The organism is Microlunatus phosphovorus NM-1 (genome assembly GCF_000270245.1).
GTDB lineage: Bacteria > Actinomycetota > Actinomycetes > Propionibacteriales > Propionibacteriaceae > Microlunatus > Microlunatus phosphovorus.
Window position 1 is genome coordinate 157,334 of the sequence record NC_015635.1, and the last position, 16,517, is coordinate 173,850.

The 16,517-nt window shown below is 65.9% G+C and carries 15 protein-coding genes and 3 pseudogenes; 6 read left to right on the forward strand and 12 right to left on the reverse strand.

Features of this window, described 5'->3' with window-relative positions:
• Positions 1–34: 34 nt before the first annotated feature.
• From MLP_RS00715 to MLP_RS00725, 3 genes are read right to left on the reverse strand one after another with little or no spacing between them, the layout of a single operon-like run.
• Entirely contained in the window at positions 35–967 is a 933-nt protein-coding gene (locus tag MLP_RS00715) for a carbohydrate ABC transporter permease (protein WP_013861053.1), read from the reverse strand.
• Complete coding sequence (locus MLP_RS00720; RefSeq protein WP_013861054.1) at positions 964–1,938, reverse strand: carbohydrate ABC transporter permease; 975 nt, start codon at positions 1,936–1,938, stop codon at positions 964–966. The genes MLP_RS00715 and MLP_RS00720 overlap by 4 nt, the downstream gene beginning before the upstream one ends.
• Positions 1,935–3,224 (reverse strand): ABC transporter substrate-binding protein, encoded by a 1,290-nt coding sequence (locus MLP_RS00725; RefSeq protein ID WP_231851401.1) that lies wholly within the window; start codon positions 3,222–3,224, stop codon positions 1,935–1,937. The genes MLP_RS00720 and MLP_RS00725 overlap by 4 nt, the downstream gene beginning before the upstream one ends.
• A 174-nt stretch (positions 3,225–3,398) precedes the next feature.
• Here MLP_RS00725 and MLP_RS00730 point away from each other — a divergent pair, with 174 nt between their 5' ends.
• Both MLP_RS00730 and MLP_RS29400 read left to right on the forward strand, forming a co-directional pair.
• Positions 3,399–4,019 (forward strand): TetR/AcrR family transcriptional regulator, encoded by a 621-nt coding sequence (locus MLP_RS00730; protein WP_013861056.1) that lies wholly within the window; start codon positions 3,399–3,401, stop codon positions 4,017–4,019.
• Positions 4,020–4,103: 84 nt separating this feature from the next.
• Positions 4,104–4,301 (forward strand): IS3 family transposase, encoded by a 198-nt coding sequence (locus MLP_RS29400; protein ID WP_083843972.1) that lies wholly within the window; start codon positions 4,104–4,106, stop codon positions 4,299–4,301.
• Positions 4,302–4,380: 79 nt separating this feature from the next.
• Here MLP_RS29400 and MLP_RS00735 read toward each other — a convergent pair whose 3' ends face one another.
• From MLP_RS00735 to MLP_RS00745, 3 genes are read right to left on the reverse strand one after another with little or no spacing between them, the layout of a single operon-like run.
• On the reverse strand, positions 4,381–5,607 hold the full coding sequence (locus MLP_RS00735; protein WP_013861057.1) for an MFS transporter: 1,227 nt from the start codon (positions 5,605–5,607) through the stop codon (positions 4,381–4,383).
• 55 nt (positions 5,608–5,662) lie between these two features.
• Positions 5,663–6,514 carry a class I SAM-dependent methyltransferase gene (locus MLP_RS00740; RefSeq protein WP_013861058.1) on the reverse strand — a complete coding sequence of 284 codons (852 nt, stop codon included), beginning with the start codon at positions 6,512–6,514 and terminating at the stop codon, positions 5,663–5,665.
• Positions 6,511–7,107 carry a TetR/AcrR family transcriptional regulator gene (locus MLP_RS00745; RefSeq protein WP_013861059.1) on the reverse strand — a complete coding sequence of 199 codons (597 nt, stop codon included), beginning with the start codon at positions 7,105–7,107 and terminating at the stop codon, positions 6,511–6,513. The genes MLP_RS00740 and MLP_RS00745 overlap by 4 nt, the downstream gene beginning before the upstream one ends.
• A 115-nt stretch (positions 7,108–7,222) precedes the next feature.
• On the opposite strand from MLP_RS00745, the gene MLP_RS00750 reads away from it, so the two are divergent.
• Complete coding sequence (locus tag MLP_RS00750; RefSeq protein WP_013861060.1) at positions 7,223–7,813, forward strand: hypothetical protein; 591 nt, start codon at positions 7,223–7,225, stop codon at positions 7,811–7,813.
• Between the two features lie 501 nt (positions 7,814–8,314).
• Entirely contained in the window at positions 8,315–8,950 is a 636-nt protein-coding gene (locus tag MLP_RS00755; protein ID WP_013861061.1) for a dihydrofolate reductase family protein, read from the forward strand.
• Here MLP_RS00755 and MLP_RS00760 read toward each other — a convergent pair.
• The 6 genes and pseudogenes from MLP_RS00760 to MLP_RS00790 all read right to left on the reverse strand — a co-directional run.
• Positions 8,951–9,538, reverse strand: a pseudogene (locus MLP_RS00760) (IS256 family transposase); the annotation flags it as partial. It abuts the gene before it with no gap.
• 26 nt (positions 9,539–9,564) lie between these two features.
• A pseudogene (locus MLP_RS00765) lies at positions 9,565–9,696 on the reverse strand (IS3-like element ISPfr13 family transposase); the annotation flags it as partial.
• 7 nt (positions 9,697–9,703) lie between these two features.
• Entirely contained in the window at positions 9,704–11,053 is a 1,350-nt protein-coding gene (locus MLP_RS00770) for an IS30 family transposase (protein WP_407939022.1), read from the reverse strand.
• A gap of 125 nt (positions 11,054–11,178) precedes the next feature.
• Positions 11,179–12,170: pseudogene (locus MLP_RS00775) on the reverse strand (IS3 family transposase); the annotation flags it as partial.
• Between the two features lie 512 nt (positions 12,171–12,682).
• Positions 12,683–13,243, reverse strand: a complete 561-nt coding sequence (locus MLP_RS00785) for a hypothetical protein (RefSeq protein ID WP_013861067.1) — start codon at positions 13,241–13,243, stop codon at positions 12,683–12,685.
• Positions 13,240–13,884, reverse strand: a complete 645-nt coding sequence (locus MLP_RS00790) for a ParA family protein (RefSeq protein WP_013861068.1) — start codon at positions 13,882–13,884, stop codon at positions 13,240–13,242. The genes MLP_RS00785 and MLP_RS00790 overlap by 4 nt, the downstream gene beginning before the upstream one ends.
• Before the next feature lie 1,054 nt (positions 13,885–14,938).
• Between MLP_RS00790 and MLP_RS00795 the strand changes: the two genes are divergently transcribed.
• A complete protein-coding gene (locus MLP_RS00795) occupies positions 14,939–15,619 on the forward strand; it encodes an SAF domain-containing protein (protein WP_013861070.1) in 681 nt (226 codons plus the stop codon).
• A complete protein-coding gene (locus MLP_RS00800; protein ID WP_013861071.1) occupies positions 15,619–16,482 on the forward strand; it encodes a hypothetical protein in 864 nt (287 codons plus the stop codon). Before MLP_RS00795 ends, MLP_RS00800 begins: the two co-directional genes overlap by 1 nt.
• Positions 16,483–16,517 lie beyond the last annotated feature (35 nt).

The window sequence follows — 16,517 nt, forward strand, 5'->3', positions numbered from 1 at the left end:
CCCCAGTCGTTAGCTTCGCGACGCTTGTCTTTGTCTACTTGACTGCGCCTTCGGTGAGTCCTCCTCGCCAGAATCGTTGCAGCACGATCATGGCGATGGCCAGAGGGATTACTGATAGTAGGACGCCGCCGGTGGTGAGTTGGTAGAACTCGGGGAGCCGGTTGGTTTGGCTGAGCCAGTTGTTCAGGCCGAGAGTGATGGGATATAGGTTGGTGTCGGACAGCATCACCAGGGGCAGAAAGTAGTTATTCCAGATCCCGACGAGTTGGAACAAGAAGACGGTGACCAGGGCGGGGGTGAGCACGCTGAGCCCGATTGAGTGGAAGATCCGCAGTTCTCCTGCGCCGTCGATTCGGGCTGCTTCTAGCAGGGCATCGTCGATTGTGGCTTCGGCGTAGATCCTGCATAGGAAGAGGCCGAAGGGTGATACGAGTGAGGGCAGCAGGACCGAAAAGTAGGTGTTGGTGATGCCGAGTTGGCTGAATTGCAGGAACAGGGGTAGGGCGATCGCGGTACCGGGTACGAGTACACCGCCGAGAATGGACCCGAAGACGGCTTCGCGTCCGCGGAACTTGTACTTGGCTAGGGCGTATCCGCCGGCGGCGGCGAAGTAGGTGGCCAGGAGTGCGCCCACACCGGCGTACAGCACCGAGTTGAGGAACCAGCGGACGAAGATGCCGCCGTCGTAGGTGAGCACTTGTTGCAGATTGCGGAACAGGGCGAAGTCGTCGGCGAACCAGAAGCCGTTTGTTGAAAAGAGATCCTGGGTTGTCTTGGTGGCGGCCACGACGACCCAGTACACCGGCATCAAGAAGTACACGGCGACGACGATGAGGATGCCGGTGATCAGGATCGTCGAGCCACGGCTGGCGGTAGAGCCGTGGACGCTGCGGTGTGGACGTCGGGTCTTAGTGGGCGCGCTTTTCGCGGTGTCGGGGGCGCTGGAGATTGTTGCGGTGCTGGTCATTGTGACTTCCTGTTGGTCAGGCGGAGGAAGGCGAAGGAAAGGATGAACGCAACCAGGGCGATGAGCACGGCTTGGGCGGCGGCGACGTTGTAGTCGTTGTAGGCGAAGGCGGTCGTGTATGCACTCAGGTTGGGTGTGTATTCGGAGTCGATGGCCGGTGACACGCTTTGCAGCACTTGGGGCTCGGCGAACAGCTGCAGGGTCCCGATGATGGAGAACACGGTGGTCAACACGAGCGCCGGACGGATCAGCGGGAGCTGGATGGTCCATGCGACTCGCCACGGGCTGGCTCCGTCGACCTTGGCAGCCTCGTAGATTTCGTTCGGAATGGTTTTCAGCTGCGCCACGATGATCAACATGTTGTAGCCGGTGTAGCTCCAGGTGACGATGTTCGCGATGGACCACAGCACGGTGTCGGCGCCGAGAAAGTCGACCTCGACGCCGAACCGGCCGGCGATGTCGATCAGCGGGCTGAGCCCGGGAACGTAGAGGAACGACCACAAGATGGTGGCGATCACACCGGGGATGCCGTAAGGCATGAAGTACGACGCCCGGAAGAAGGCGGGCCAGCGGGCCGACGCCCCCTCCAGCAGGAGAGCCAGGATGGTGCAGAGAAGCATCATCACCGGGACCTGAACGATCCCGAACAGCAGCATCCGGCCGATCGAGGCAGTGAAGTTGTCGTTTCCCAAGGCCTGGGCGTAGTTCCAGAAGCCGGCGAACTGGGTGGTCACACCCTGTTCGCCGAAGACGCCCTGCCGGGTGACCCGGGTGAAGCTCTGGGCGACGGCGGTCAGGATCGGGACGGCGAAAGTGAGGGTGAAGAGCAGTAGGAACGGGGCAAGCAGCGCCCACGGGGCCCAGGCGCGACTGTCCAGCCGGCGCCGACCAGGCCGTCCTGCGGCACGGTCGGCTCCTGGGCGACCCGTCTTCTCGCCCGCAGCTGTCGAGGTCGTCGTCGAACTGTTCATGATGTCGCCTTCCGGATGGTCAGCCCCTTGTTGCGGAAGGCGTCGATGATGGTGGTTTCGGCGGTGACGATGGCATCCACCAATGTGCCGCCGGATGCCTTCTTGCGGAAGCCGTCACCGATGATGTTGAACGACTGTTGGGTGATCGGCCACCAGGACCAGTCTGGGTTCTGCTCCTTGGATGCCGGAAGGAAGATCTCCTCGTTGTAGCGCTGCCCGCCGAAGAATGCCGCGGGCTGCTCGCGCTGCTCACCGATGTAGTCCCGTAGCGGAGACCAGCCGATGCCGCAGTACTTGATCAACGCATCGATCCCTTCCTTACTGGTTTGCATCCAGATCGCGAACTCGAGGGCCTCCTTCGGATGCTGGCTGTTGGCCAAGACCGCGACCGTGGACCCGCCGATGTAGCTGGACCCGAACCCGTCGGACCATCGCGGCATCTTCGCGACCCGCCACTTGCCTTCCCCGCCACTGACTCCCTCGAGTAAGGCGTCGCCCCAGCTGGCGCTGGTCAGCGACGCGATCTGGTTGTCGGCGGCGGCGGCGAACCACGGCGTGGAGTACTGACCGAATGCGGTGGTGACCAGGTCGTCGTCGATGGCCTTGTCGAAGAACCGGGCCGTGGCGAGTGTGACGTCGTCGGTCATGTTGATGACCCAGCCATCGCCGTCGACCCTCAGCCAACTCGCGCCGGCCTGGGTTGCGATCGCGGTGAACCAGGATGGGTCGGCGAGCGGGAAACAGTCGATGTAGACCTTGTCCTTGCGCAGCTCCGCGGCGACCTGGGCCCACTGATCCCAGGTGGCCGGCGCGTCCGCCCCGACCCGCTCCAGCAGATCCGGGCGGTAGAAGGTGGCCATCGGGCCAGAGTCTTGCGGGATCCCGTACACGCCGTCGACGAAGCTCACCTGGCCCCACAAGGTCTTGTCGAACCGATCCGCGTAGTCCTGCGCACCGTAGCGGGCCAGGTCGACCAACCCGTTGACCAACAGAAACTCCGGGATGGTTCGGAACTCGATCTGCGCCAGGTCGGGCCCGGTGCCCGCGGCCAACGCCGAATACATCTTTGGGTAACCGCCGCTGTTGCCGCTGGGAATCCACACCGCCTCAACCTGGATGTTGGGGTTCTTGGCGTTCCAGATGTCGCAGACCTTCTGAAGATCCTTCAGCCACGCCCAGTAGGTGAGCTTCACCGGCCCGCTGGCCGGCGGGATCACCGGTGCAGCGTTGACCGAGGTGGAGCCTGGTGTGGAACAACCGGCCAGCAGCGCGGCGCCCGCGCTCATTCCCAACCCGAGAAACCCTCTTCGAGACAACGGGCTCATCAGCACCTCCGACGACGATGTGGATGCGGGTGCGCCCAACGTGTCCCCAGCCGGGATGATGTTGGCGCTGCGGTAATATAACAGAAAACCGGGCAGATGACCTAGTTTCAGACTCGGCTATTCTCGGGAGCCATTGTGACGACGGATGCGCGCCGGAGAGGGCCCTACGCCAAGACGGCTGAGCGGCGTCACCAGATCCTTGATGCTGCCCTTCAGGTCTTCGCCGCGCACGGCTACCGCGCCGGGTCGATGCGTGAGGTGGCCCGGACGGCCGACATGAGCCTGTCCAACCTGATGCATCACTTCAGGACGAAGGAAGATCTCCTGCTCGCCCTTCTCAGGCGGCGTGACGACGACAGCCCCGGGCAGCGAACCGGCACCCACGACCTCGTCGCCGACATCCTGTCCCAAGCACGCTGGAACCAGACCAAGCCCGACTTGATTGCGCTATACGCAGTGCTGTCGGCGGAATCCGTCACAGATGGCCACCCTGGCCGCGACTACTTTATCGAACGGTTTGTCACCGTCCGGAGAGGCTTCGAGGAAGAGTTCGGAAAGCTCCGCGACGCCGGACGGCTTCGGCCAGGAGTGGATCCGCACATGGTCGCCGGCTGCATCACCGCACTGTGGGACGGCATCCAGCTGCAGTGGCTCCTGCAGCCCGATCAGATCAACGTCGTCGCCTACCTAGAGGCCTTTCTCGACCTCGTAACCCTTCCCCCTGACACAGCTTTCATCGCCGACCCCGGGTGTTGAACTGTCGGGTGGCCAGCATCTCCGCGGGTTAGGGCTGAGTGGGCTGAGTATCGCAGCGAACCGAGCACCAGGAGGTGGAAGGGCATCGACGACCTCGAGATCGCTGTCGCTGAGTACATCGACTGGTTCAACTTCCGACGCCTGCACGGCGAGATCGGGCTGATCCCTCCCGTCGAGCACGAAACTACTACCGTCACAACCCTGTGCCGACTACCGTCGACACGTCACTTCAGAGCCTCCACTGAACCCGGTACGGGACAGTTCGATACGCATCAGCCGTGATGCGCAAGCCGGTCCGGTTGCGGGACGCCTGGCGGTGACAACTTCACCGGCAAACCCGTTGACGACTGGCCCCTTCGGGTCAGAGGGGCAGCGGTGGCTGTGGTCTGGATGCGTTCGTTCGGGGCATGCTTCCGCTGAGCGCGAGTGCGACGCCTGACGCGATGGCTGCAGGGAGGAGGTGGTGGCCGAGTGTGTTGCCGACGAGGCCGGATACAGCGCTGCCGAATCCAAAGCCTAGGAGTCCGCAGGTGCCCAGCCAGGAGAACGACGTGCTTCGCTGTGCGGGTCGTGCGACCAAGACGATGCTCAACTGAAGCAACGCGTCGCGGGGGCCAGTGAGCGTCCCGAGGACTAGGTACAGCGCAGCGAGAGTGACGATGTTGGCCGCACCACCGCGGCTTTGGCCGAGGGCAGAGAGGCCGAGTACGAGGACGAGGACGATGAAGGCTGCGGTGATGGCCATGGCGAAGCCGACGAGTCTGGACGTTAACGCGTCTTGGTGAAGGTGGTGGCGTCCAGCGATGGTGCCGGCGGTCACCGCCCCGATGGCGGCGGCTGCGAGCAGGACGCCGGCGATGCTTGGCTCCTCGGCTTCTGCGGCGAGCAGACCGGCGGTGGCGACCAGACTGCCGGCGCCGAGCGAAGCGCAGAACGTGATGCCGTAGGTGAGGATGACCCGGCGGGACTGCGGTTCGCGGGCTGGCCGCCGGTTGGCTCGGCGGGCGCTATCCAGGACGGCTGCTGGGAGGCCGAGGCTGCCGACGGTGATGGGCAGGAAGACGGTCAGCAGGGCAAGCGGGGCGGGGAGAATGCTCAGGGTGAGGGCGGCGAGGAGAGGCCCGGTGATGGTGGCGGCCTCGTTGATGACGGTGTCCAACGCGTAGGCCGTTCGCAGCTGCGCTGGCGGGATCAGCAGCGGCCAGCCGGCACGGGTGACGGCTCCGACGGGGGGAAGGCACATGCCGAGGATCGTGACGCCTGACAGCAGTACTGGTGTCGGGACGGCCAGAGTCAACGCGGCGCTGGTGCCTAGCAGAGCGATCAGGGCGAGTATCAGCCAGATCCGCAGGATCGCTCGGCCGCCGTGACGGTCGACGAGCCGGCCAGTGATGGGCATCATGGCGGCGAAGCCGGCGGTGTACAGCCCGACCGTCACGGCCGCGAGGCCGTGGTCGTGGTAGCGCTCCTGCACGCCGACCAGCAGCGGCAGCGTGAGCAGCGGCTGGGTCATCCGGCTCAGCGAGGCCGCGACGATTTGTCGTGGGACCCCGGAATGCCTGCACAGATCGGTATAGCCGCTGCTCACGTCTGACCTGGGCGCAGACGACGCAGCACCATCGGTGGCGCAGCCGGCAGGTCCATCAACGCCACAGGTGCAGGGTGGTTGGTGGCATCTGTTCGCTGAACAACCCGTCCGGGCCGGCCCGGTGGAGAAGTTGATGCAGATCATGGTCAAAAGCCGAGAGCTGGTCGCCGAACAAGTGCGGTGCAGCGCTGGACAGCGAGTAGACCGACGCCGCCACCTCGTCGGCGGTCCGCTCCAAGAGCCGACCTTCGACCCGGATCTGTTGGAGCTCGGTGAAGCCGACAGCACTGTAGATGGCCGCTTCGCCGCCAACTGTGCCGGCCGACAGTGTCGTCTGCCCGGCCCGACGCCGCTCACCCAGGTAGTACGCCACGAGCGTTCGGATAGCCGTCCGAGGCGGCTGAGGGTGCGGGAGCGTGGTGTCGGTGGAGACGCCTTGGTGGGTGGTGGCGCTGACATGGACGAGCGTCCCGCCGGGAGTGAGCAAGCGCCGGGCGGCCGCGGCAACTCGGGGCCGGTCCATCCAATGGAAGGACTGCGCGAAGGTAATCATGTCGACCGGGGGCAGGTCCGCCGGCAAGGCCTCGGCTCGGAGGTGCCGCCAAACAACGTTGTCGATCTTCGCCTGGTCAGCCAGGCGCTCGGCCTCGATGAGCATGTCGGCATCGGCGTCGACCCCGATGGCCTCGGCGAACAGCGGAGCCAACACCAAGGTCAGCGACCCCGGCCCGCAGCCGACATCCAGCAAGCGCCCGTGACCGGCCAGCCGCAGCGCCTGCTGGAGCCGGTCGGCGATCGCGCTCGGGTAGGCGGCACGTCCTCGGGCGTAATAGGCGGCGCTGCCGGCATACAGCGTCGGATCCCACCGCCAAGCAGTCCTTGAGCCTGTAGCGGGTTCCTCGGTCACCGGGTGACGCCGATCTGGTCGGCGACCGCGGCGACGTACCGGGCGAGCGTGGCTCGGTCCGGTGCCGAGAACGGCTCATCGGTGACCAGCACGTAGTGCAAGGCGGCAGTGAGGAGAAAACCAAAGGCCTCGACATCCACGTCCTCACGGACGGTCCCGTCACACTGTCGGTCGCGCAGGAACCCCTGCATCACCGTCGCCCAGGACCGGGTGATGCCCGCCTCGACCGCTTCCCGCAGGATTTTCTCTCCGCCCGGAAGCTGGCTCAGGTGCCTGACCAGCGCGGGGGCGTCGGAGGCGGCCTGCAAGTCGGCGAACTCCATCAACCGGTCGGCCAGCTGTCCGTCCGGACGCACCGCCCAGTCCTCGATGCCGGCGGCGAGCTCCCGCAGCGAGACCCAGGTCAGCTCGCGCAGCAACTCATCGCGCGAGGTGAAGGCCTTGTAGGACATGCCCACAGCCACCCCCGCTTCGCCGGCCAGGGCCCGCATGGTCAGACCGTCCACGCCGTCTCGAGCAATGACGGTTCGGGCGTGCCCGAGCAGCGCCGCGCGCAGCGCGTCGATATCCGTGGCGGGGCGGGGCGGTGTCATCGAATCCTTCCGGAGAGCTTGCGAGTGACCCTATCATGAACTACTGTTCATGAACATACGTTCACACCATGCTCGATGATTGCCACAGGTCGACCGACCAGACAGGACCAAGACTGTGCCCATCCAACACGCCGCCTCCGCCGCCCCCTCCAAGATCGGTGACGGCTGCCGCGGCCACGAGCTGTTCCATCGGTGGCCGACAGCCCTGGGCGTCGGTGTGGCCGCCCTCCTCCTGGTGACTGGAGCGGCGAGCCGGGACACCCTCGCGATCGGCGCCACCGCGGCCGCCTGGTGCTACCTGTCGGCCGCAGCCACCGGCCGGCGCTGGGTGGGGTGGGCCGCGATTCCTACCTCCGCGGTCATCGTCGTGGTCAGCGAGCTCCTGGGCGGGGCGTGGTGGACCGGCCTCGGCGTCACGGGATTGGCCTTAGCGGCGATCGGTCTGCGCCGGCCAGCAGGTCGTGCAATCCTGCTGGCCCAAGCGGCGGCGTTCACGGGAATCTGCGCGGTCGCCGTCATCGCCTTGACCTGGGACGCGTGGGCCGGGCTGGTTCTCGCCGGCCTCTTGTTGGCGTCGCACGCCGTCTGGGACGCCGTCCACTACCGCCGCAGGCTGGTGGTGTCGCGCTCGCTGGCCGAGGCCTGCCTGAGCCTCGACCTTCTCCTCGGTCTTGGACTCATCGCCCTCGCCGCCATCACAGCCTGAACACCCCTCACAGTCTCGATGACGAGTGCAGGCGTCGGTGCCTCTACCTCGGTGTGCTCAGACGCGCCCAGCCTCAAGTGGACTCAGCAACTGCAACGCGTCCAGCAAGCAGAACTTCAAGGAGGTTCACCATTCTCGCCGTCCAGACGCCGCCCTATCCCGATTCCGATCTTGACCTCAGCCGGCGGGCTGCCGAACGCCACGCAGTCCTGACAGCATTGAGGGATCAATCGCATCCCAACGATGCGCGCCCGCGGGACCTGACTCGCGGCATCCGTCGCCTGCTCGCCGCGATCACAGCCTGGCGGCAGAGACCGACCACGCACCGTCCGCAGTTCGGCACCGCCCACGCTGCCTCAATAGAAAACAGTGCTGCCCGTTCACGCCGGCGTTGACCGCTGACGCGCCGACCGCACCGGTGAAGGACGACGAACGGCCTTACCAGCCTTGGCCCTTCGGCGCCGAACCAGCCAACCGCAGCAACCTAGAAAAGGATCCGCGATGGGCACACTGGTCATGGTTGAGTTCCTGACCGTCGATGGAACCATGCAAGGACTCGGGTCGCCTCAAGAAGACACCCGCGACGGATTCCAACACGGCGGCTGGGGAGCGGCCTACGCCGACAGCATCCACCAGGTCACCACCACCTCAGGCCTGAACGCCACCGAGGCTTACTTGTTCGGACGCAACACCTACGAGAAGATGGCCGCCTTCTGGCCGCGACAGTCCGACTCCAACCCGATGGCTGCTCACCTCAACACCACACCAAAATACGTGGCCTCCCGTACCCTCACCACGGCGTCATGGGCTAACACACGCATCCTGTCGGACCAGATCGCCGACGCCGTGCAGAACATAAAGTCCATCCACAACGGTGACACCGTCGTACTGGGCAGCGGCAAACTCGCCCGCAGCCTCCTCGCTGACGGGCTGGTAGACCGGATCCGCCTCTTCATCCACCCGCTGCTCCTCGGCACCGGCAAGCGGCTCTTCGGCGCCCTCCCCACTCCGCGCAAGCTCACCCTCACATCGGTAGCGCAGACCGACCTAGGCACGGTCGCCCTCACCTACGACGTGCACCAAGTGAAGAAACCCAGGGAGTGTCAGATAAACGGTGGATCTGATCTGGTCTCATGATCAGTTCCCGGCCGGGTTGATCCGGCCTTCGAAGGTGATGGCGAACGCGTTCAAAGCCGGTTTCCACCTTCTCGCCTATCGTGCCCTGCCTTGTCCGGTCGGGTCCAGCGATCTGGTGACCAGGTAGAGACACTTCATCGCGGCCTGGTCGTTGGGGAAGTGACCGCGGGCCCGGACCGCCCGTCGGTAGCGGGCGTTCAGGCTCTCGATCGCGTTCGTGCTGCAGATGACCTTTCTGATCTCCACGTCGTAGTCCAGGAACGGTATGAACTCCGACCAGGCGGTGCGCCACAGCCGGCTGATCGCCGGGTACGGGGTGCCCCACTTCTCCTCGAACTCCTCGAACCGGGCCCACGCCTCGGCCTCGGAGGCGGCGGTGTAGACCGGCCGCAGGTCGTGGGCGATCTGGTCCCAGTACTTCCGCGACGCGAACCGGAACGTATTGCGGAGGAGGTGGATGATGCACTGCTGCACCACCGTCAGCTCCCACACCGTGGTGATCGCCTCCGGGAGGCCCTTGAGTCCGTCACACACGGCGATGCAGACGTCGGCGACGCCGCGGTTCTTCAGCTCGGTCAGCACTTGTAGGGACCGTCGTGGAACACGGTGGTGCGGATGCATTCAGCCTTGTAGAGGCCGTTGATGGATTCCATTAAGGCGTTGTCGTAGGCATCGCCGACCGACCCGATCGAGGGGCGGATCTCTTCCAGGGCGAGATGTTCGGTCAGCCGCAGCGACGTGTATTGGGCGAGTTCAAGGGGTCGATGCAACACCGGCTCGTTGAAGCGAGCGTAGTTGATCCTGGAAGACCTCAGCGGGCGTCTTCCATCCGAGGATCTTCCGGGGCCGGTTGTTGAGCGTGTGAGCGACGGCTTCGAGGTCGTCGGCTGACCACCGGGACAGGTCGGTGCCCTTGGGAAAGTACTGCCGCAGCAGGCCGTTGGTGTTCTCGTTGGTCGGTCGTTGCCAGGGAGAGTGCGGATCAGCGAAGAACACCTGCGTCCCGGTGTCCAACGCAAAGCGTGCGTGATCTGAGAGCTCTTTGCCGCGATCCCAGGTCAGTGTCTTGCGTAGCTGGTCAGGCAGCTTGGTCATCGACGCCGTGAGTGCGGCGTTCATCGCGACCGCTCCGTAGCCGCCGAGCGACAGACCGTTCTTCACGTACGGCTGCTCACCCCAGCCCTCCATGCGCGGCAGGTGGACCAGCAGAGTTGCCCGACTGCTGCGTTCGACCAGCGTGCCGATCGCGGACCTGTCCGTCCCGATGATCAGATCACCCTCCCAATGGCCGGGAACCGCGCGGTCGTCGGCCTCGGCAGGGCGCTCGCTGAGGACGACGTCGGCGGTGACGTGCCCCTGGGGCTTGTTGCGTGATCTGGCCCTCGGCTGGCGCAATGCTCGCCCCGTGCGTAGACACCTCACCAGTTCACGCTTGAGAGCACCACGCCCCTCGATGAACAACGACTGGTAGATCGCCTCGTGGCTGATGCGCATGGACTCATCATTGGGGAAGTCGAGCCTCAACCGATGCGCAATCTGCTCTGGGCTCCAGGCCGTCGACCACCGTCGGTCCTGGCGATGGGGCTTGTTCAACCCCTTCCACGCGGGTGTCCTGGGGCCAGCGACGGCCGTGCCGTCAGGCCGACGGACGTTCCTGGCCAGCCGGTCCTGCACGTACTCACGTAATCGCGCGTTGCCGACCAGCTTCGCCGCCTTCGGACGCTTCGCTGCTTGCTGCGCCTTCCACTGCGCCACCACGGCACGGTAGACCGGCTTGCCGCCCCTGGTCGCAGCGTTGCGGCGCAGTTCACGAGAGATCGTTCCCGGATCGCGGCCGATCGTGCGGGCAATCTCGCGGACACCCTTGTCCTGGGCCTTCAGCAGCGCGATCTCCTCCCGCTCGGCGAACGACAGGTACCGACCAGTGGGCTCGTCCAGGCTCAGCGGCGTCATCCCGCCAGCGTGTCGAAACCACCGACTCCCGACCGGCACCGACACGCCGACCCCCTCGGCGGCCTGGGCCGTGGTGATGCCAGTCCCGATCAGACGCCAGAACTCCCGCTGCACAACTCGCGACGGCTCGGGCCGGCCCGGCGAGCGCATCGGCGGCCGCATCGCCCTATCCGCAGCCCACTGCCGACGCGCCGTCGCCGGCGCCAGGAGCGGCTGCTTCCTCGGTCGTCCCATCCAACACCTCCATCATCAAGGTGTTGCGACGACCGGTCGAATCCGCCTTGCGACCCGGCATCGGAGTGGTGGATGAGCTGGCCCGGCTCGGTGGGATGCCCTTCGCGGCCCCGCTGCCACAGCGCCATCCGCAGCGGGATCATCACCAGGTCGGTGTGCTTGGTCGTCGCGGCGTGCCAGGCCACGATCCGTTGGGCGTAGACGTCGACGATGAACGCCACGTAGACGAACCCGGCCCACGTCCGGCAGTAGGTGAAGTCGGTGACCCAGGTCCGGTTCGGGGCGGCGGCGGTGAAGTCTCGGTCCAGCAGATCGCCAGCACGGGTCCCGTCCTTGGCCGGGATCGTGGTCCGGATGACCTTGTCGCGGCGCACCCCGGACAGCCCGAGGATGCGCATCGCCCGGTCCACGGCTCCGGCGGAGGCATCCGGCATCGCGGTGCGGCGGAGGTAGGCGGTCATCTTCCGCCGTCCGTAGAGCCCCTCCGGCGCGAGCTTGCGCACCCGTGCGCCGTCGTTGTCGACCTTGGTGGTCCAGGCAATGTCAGGGACCGCGTCGACGACCTGGGCATCGGTCACGGTCCGAGCGGCGATCACCCGTCCGGCTTTCTTCCAATGGCGGTAGGTCCGCGCGGCGATCTGGCAGCCCTGCTCACGCAGCACCCGACAGATCGACTCGACCGCGTGGCCCTGGCTTCTCATGGTGTCGATGAAGCCCATGATCAGCGGTTGCGGGGGTCGAGTTCCCCGGCGAAGAGAACCGTTGCCGATTTCAGGATCGCATTGTCTTCCTCCAGCCGGCGGACCTTCGCCTTCAACGCCTTGATCTCGGCCAGCTCCTCAGTGCTCGCGCCGGCCCGCTGACCGTCGTCGACCTCAGCCTGGATCACCCATCGACGGACGGACTCCTTACCGACACCGAGCTGCTTGGCCACCACCGCCGCAGCAGCGGTGAGCGAGGAATACTCGCCCCGATGGTCCTGGACCAGTCGGACCGCTCGGGCCTTCAGCTCATCATCGATCTTCTTGGGCATGGTGCTCATCCTCCTGGACTCAAACAGGAGCGGCATCAAACCCGGGGCGCTTCAGGCTGTCCGCTGCTGCGGTCCACCCCGGGCCTGTCTTTAGGTGGGTCGGACTGCGGTGGGGGAGGGCCGGCGTGGTGGTCATGGGGTTCCTCGAGGGTTGCGGTGTTGACTCTGGTCTACATTGGGTTGTGGTCTGACAGTCTTGAAACTTTGCAAGTTGCGTAGAGCGCGCTGGTGAGGAGTGTTTCTCCTTGTCAGCGCTTGTTGATCTTGGTCTGCGCTGAGTGATCTTGGTCGGATGGCGGCCGTCAGGCCGTCAAGCTGGAGTGCAGCGCAGACCCCGTCAGGGGTCCAGCGTGTCCGGGCCGGCAGGCCCGAGGGGGTGGGCGGAGCCGCGTCAGCGGCGCAGCCCGCACCCAGAACCCGGCCCGGCACCCAAGTTGATCATGGTCGGTGAGCGCCGCAAGGCGCGCAGTCCGGTCGCGGCGCGCCAGCGCCGCGACCGGCTGCCCCGTCGGTCAGTTGGGCGCAATCCTCAACTGCTCGCTGATACTCGCCGTCAGCTCGTCCACCGTGGCGCCGGTGCACGTTTCCAGCGCCCCGGACTCGGCCACGGCGCGCAACGCAGCGCGGATCACCGTGTTCGTGTTCAGACGCTCGCCCGTGACCGCGGCCGGTCGACGCCTCGCCTTCAAGCGGACCTCGGTGGTACGGATGGCCGTCATCACCTCAGGTTCGACTCGTGTCTGTACCCGCTCGAGCTGGAGGTAGGGGGGCAGATCATCGATCGCAGCAGGGTCGGCCGGCGTCGCCTGAGGTGGCGCCCCACGCTTCGCCGCCGCGCGCTTCGTCGTCGCCGACCCCCGGGACTTCGAACCCCCGGCAGACCCCGCAGGCGCCGCCGTCTCCGCAGGGGCAGCCGTCTCCGCAGGCGACACAGTCTCCGCCTCGGCGTCCGCCTCGGCACGGGCAGCCGAGGACGTCGAGGCCTCGCTCCCCCACCCGGTCTGGTCCGGCGGCCGCGCATCCTTCTTGGCTCGCACGAGCTCGGCCAGCTTCCTGGTCTGCGTGGACGTCATTTTGCGGTGCTCCTGTTCAGGTAGGCCTGCATTTCGAGCGCTAGCTGCCGTATGTCGTTGGCGGCATCGCCAGCACGCCGGGCGCGACTCCGTGTGATCAAGGTTCGGTTGGCGATGGCGTCCTGATGAGCCGTCAGATCTCTGACCCAGGTTCGTGCGACCGTGATCCCCGCCTCGTCCAGCGCGTCTCGGATCTCGCGAGCTCGCGCGGCCGCCCTCGTGTCCACCCTGTTGAGAACGACGGCGTAGGGCGTCCCCGAGTCCACCAGCAGGTCGTTCACTGTCTCGATCGTCGGCGTGATGGACCACGGCGCCGGCTCCATCGGCACCAGGGCGAAGTCGGCGACCTCGACGACGGCGGTCAGGATCGGCCGGAACGCCAGGTGTCCAGGGGTGTCGATCACCATCCAGTCGTACTGGTCCACGTTGGGGAGCTCACGAATCTCAGAGGGGTCTGAGGCCGCGTAGACCGGAATCGGTTGGCCTTCGACCTCGTCGAGGTACTCGGTGATGGACCGCTGCGGATCGGTGTCGGCGACCGCCACGGTGGCTCCGGACTCGTGGAGGGCCGCCGCCATCCCGGCCGCGATCGTGCTCTTGCCGGGTCCGCCCTTCTGGTTCGCGATCGCCAGTATCCTCATACCGACCCACCTGCTAGACAGTTACTCATTTCAGCACCTTAGATTCTCAGCCACTTAGTAAGTTGCTCGACGCGCCGGGGCGTGGATGGACGGTGGTGTGTCGGCTGCGGCCTTCGCAGGGTGTACCCAGCTGGCTTCGCCACCGACCGCATTGTCTGGCGGTCCTCCGCAGCCCGTAGGCCCTGTTGTTCGAAGCTCTGGACTATGGCCGGCTGGCGCCAGCCCTGCCGAAGTAACTTCCTAAGTTGCTATGGGTCCAGAGGCGGTCAACAACTTTCCGCTCAGTAACTAGCTGAGTTACTGAATAAGCAAGTGTGGGACTTGCTCACTTAGAGAGTTAGGAAGTTCATGAGTTTAGCTACTTAGCTTGTCGGCAGGTTCGCTAGTTGGTCTGTTAGCAACTTCCTCAGAAGCTCCGGCCCGGCGGGTGCAGGGCGTGCCGCTTGCACCAGGGGCAGGCCGACTAGAGCAATCTTCGAGCTCGGCTGGCGTTGGGATCACTGAACACCGGCGTCAGGTCTTCGGCGGATAGCCACTGCTGCACGACGACAGGACGACCTTCTAGATCCGCCACTGTGAACACGCAGAGAGCCGACCAACGGTACGAGTGCCGACGCCAGTCGACGACGAGGCCTTGGACGGGAGGCACAGGGGGAGTGCCCGGCTGGTTCACCCAGACGTGCTGGGTCACCGGTTGGCCCTGACGACCCCGCGGCAGAGGCCAGGTCCGGTCCTTCTTGCTCTGACCCACCACCCAAGACTAGAACGTACGTTCGTTTATCGGATAGATCGAGTAAGTTAGCAAGTTCGCGACTTAGGCAGTTGGTCAGTTGCTCACTGGCGAACTTTGGCTTGCTTCGAGCAACAGCAGTCGTCACGCGTAGCTAGTGGATGCGGGCAGCCACCACACGGCGGCTCGCGCCCAGCTGCTGGCGGGGAGGGGAGTGACACACGGGATTGGTGTTGTGTCGGCCTACGTGACGACCCCGAATCCGGCCTACATTGTGGCTCCGCTTCCCACCCCGCCCAAACGAATCGCTCCCCAGGAGAACGCGTGAGCAACACTCTCGCCACCACCACTCTCGCGAACGGTCAGCAGCCCCCCGGCGCAGCTTCTGTCCAAAGGGTCGCACCGAAGCTGCGGCGGCGCCGCACTCATCTCCTCGGCATCGCAGCCCTGCTGATCGTGGCAGGGCTCGCAGCGGTCTTCATCGTCCAGCAGCTCCAGACCCAGAACCGAGTGATCCAGGTGCGGGCCGACATTCCCCGCGGCGCCGTGATCAAAGCGAGCGATCTGGCTGAGGTGACCGTGGGCGCGATCCCGGGGGTTTCCACGGTCTCCGCGGAGCAGATGCCCGGGATGGTGGGGAAGCGCGCCGCCATCGACCTGGCCAAGGGCTCGCTGTTGCCGGCGGGCGGTGTCGGATCCGTCGCGATCCCGGCCGCGGGTCAGACCCTGGTCGGGATCCGTCTGGACCAGGGCCGGATGGTGATGGGGGATGTCACTCCCGGGAGCAGGCTGCGTCTGATCGTCACCGCCCCCCAGGGCGGCGATCCGTCGTTCAAGGACGGCAACTCAGCCCGCCAGATCGGCGCAGTCCTGGTGGATTCAAGCCCGGCTCTGGACGGAGCCGCGACGTTGGTCAACGTCCAGGTCGGCCAACGGGACGCAGCGCTCGTCGCGCAGCTCGCGGCGACCGGTCGCATCGCAATCGTGCAGGACCCCCAGCGCTGATGACCATCACCGTCTTGACCTCCGCCTCCGGCTCACCCGGGGTGACCACTACCGCGGTCGGCTTCACCTTGCACTGGCCCGGGTCCTGCCTACTCGTCGACACCGACTACCAGAAGTCGGTCCTGACCGGCTATCTCGAGGGCAGCGTGGTGACGCCGAACGGGCTGATCCACGTCATCAACGCCGCCCGAACGACGTCCACCCCGAGCAAGGCACTGTGGCAGCAGGCTGTGCCGCTCCCCGATGACGACCCCGAGGGCCATCGCCGGATGCTCCTGCCCGGCTTGGACTCGCCGAACACCGCGAAGGCGTTGGCCGGGTCGTGGAAGCCGGTCGCGGAGGCTCTCAGGGCCCTGGAGTCGACCGGCACCGATGTGATCGTCGATCTGGGCAGGCTCGCGCCCGGGGGAGTCCCGCCCGCGCTGCTGGCCGTCGCCACCCACGTGTTGTTGATGACCAAGCCGACAGTGCGATCCGTGGGCGCCTGCCACTGGGCCGCCCGGCGGCTTACCGACCAGGCCGCTGAGTACGCCACCTCCGCCAGAGTCGGGCTCCTGCTCGTCCGGCGCCCGTTGGTGACCAAGACGTCTTTCGTCACCCGCGCGGATCCGACGCCGCGGGGGTACGACAACGTCGAGATCGAAGCCTTCCTGCCCCTGAAGGTGCGCGGCACCATCGCCCACGATCTCGTCAATGCCGCCCTCCTCTCCGACGGTGGGCCACGCGGCCCAAAGTTCGCGCGATCGAGCTACGCCGCCTCACTGAGAGGGGTCGCCGAGAACCTGGCGCAGACAAGCCCCGCTTCCCGAAGCCAGCCACCACCTCCGACCACCGATGACCGAGCCCTTCAGGAGAACCAGTGACCAACGACGATCCTGATCTCACCTCCGGTGACCAG

Excerpts from the sequence above, each read along its gene's own strand:
- MLP_RS00800 (WP_013861071.1), top strand. The coding sequence starts at position 15,619 with ATGACCATCACCGTCTTGACCTCCGCCTCCGGCTCACCCGGGGTGACC.
- MLP_RS00720 (WP_013861054.1), bottom strand. The coding sequence starts at position 1,938 with ATGAACAGTTCGACGACGACCTCGACAGCTGCGGGCGAGAAGACGGGT.
- MLP_RS00755 (WP_013861061.1), top strand. The coding sequence starts at position 8,315 with ATGGGCACACTGGTCATGGTTGAGTTCCTGACCGTCGATGGAACCATG.
- MLP_RS00770 (WP_407939022.1), bottom strand. The coding sequence starts at position 11,053 with ATGCGCTCGCCGGGCCGGCCCGAGCCGTCGCGAGTTGTGCAGCGGGAG.
- MLP_RS00745 (WP_013861059.1), bottom strand. The coding sequence starts at position 7,107 with ATGACACCGCCCCGCCCCGCCACGGATATCGACGCGCTGCGCGCGGCG.
- MLP_RS00790 (WP_013861068.1), bottom strand. The coding sequence starts at position 13,884 with ATGAGGATACTGGCGATCGCGAACCAGAAGGGCGGACCCGGCAAGAGC.
- MLP_RS00715 (WP_013861053.1), bottom strand. The coding sequence starts at position 967 with ATGACCAGCACCGCAACAATCTCCAGCGCCCCCGACACCGCGAAAAGC.
- MLP_RS00725 (WP_231851401.1), bottom strand. The coding sequence starts at position 3,224 with ATGAGCGCGGGCGCCGCGCTGCTGGCCGGTTGTTCCACACCAGGCTCC.
- MLP_RS00785 (WP_013861067.1), bottom strand. The coding sequence starts at position 13,243 with ATGACGTCCACGCAGACCAGGAAGCTGGCCGAGCTCGTGCGAGCCAAG.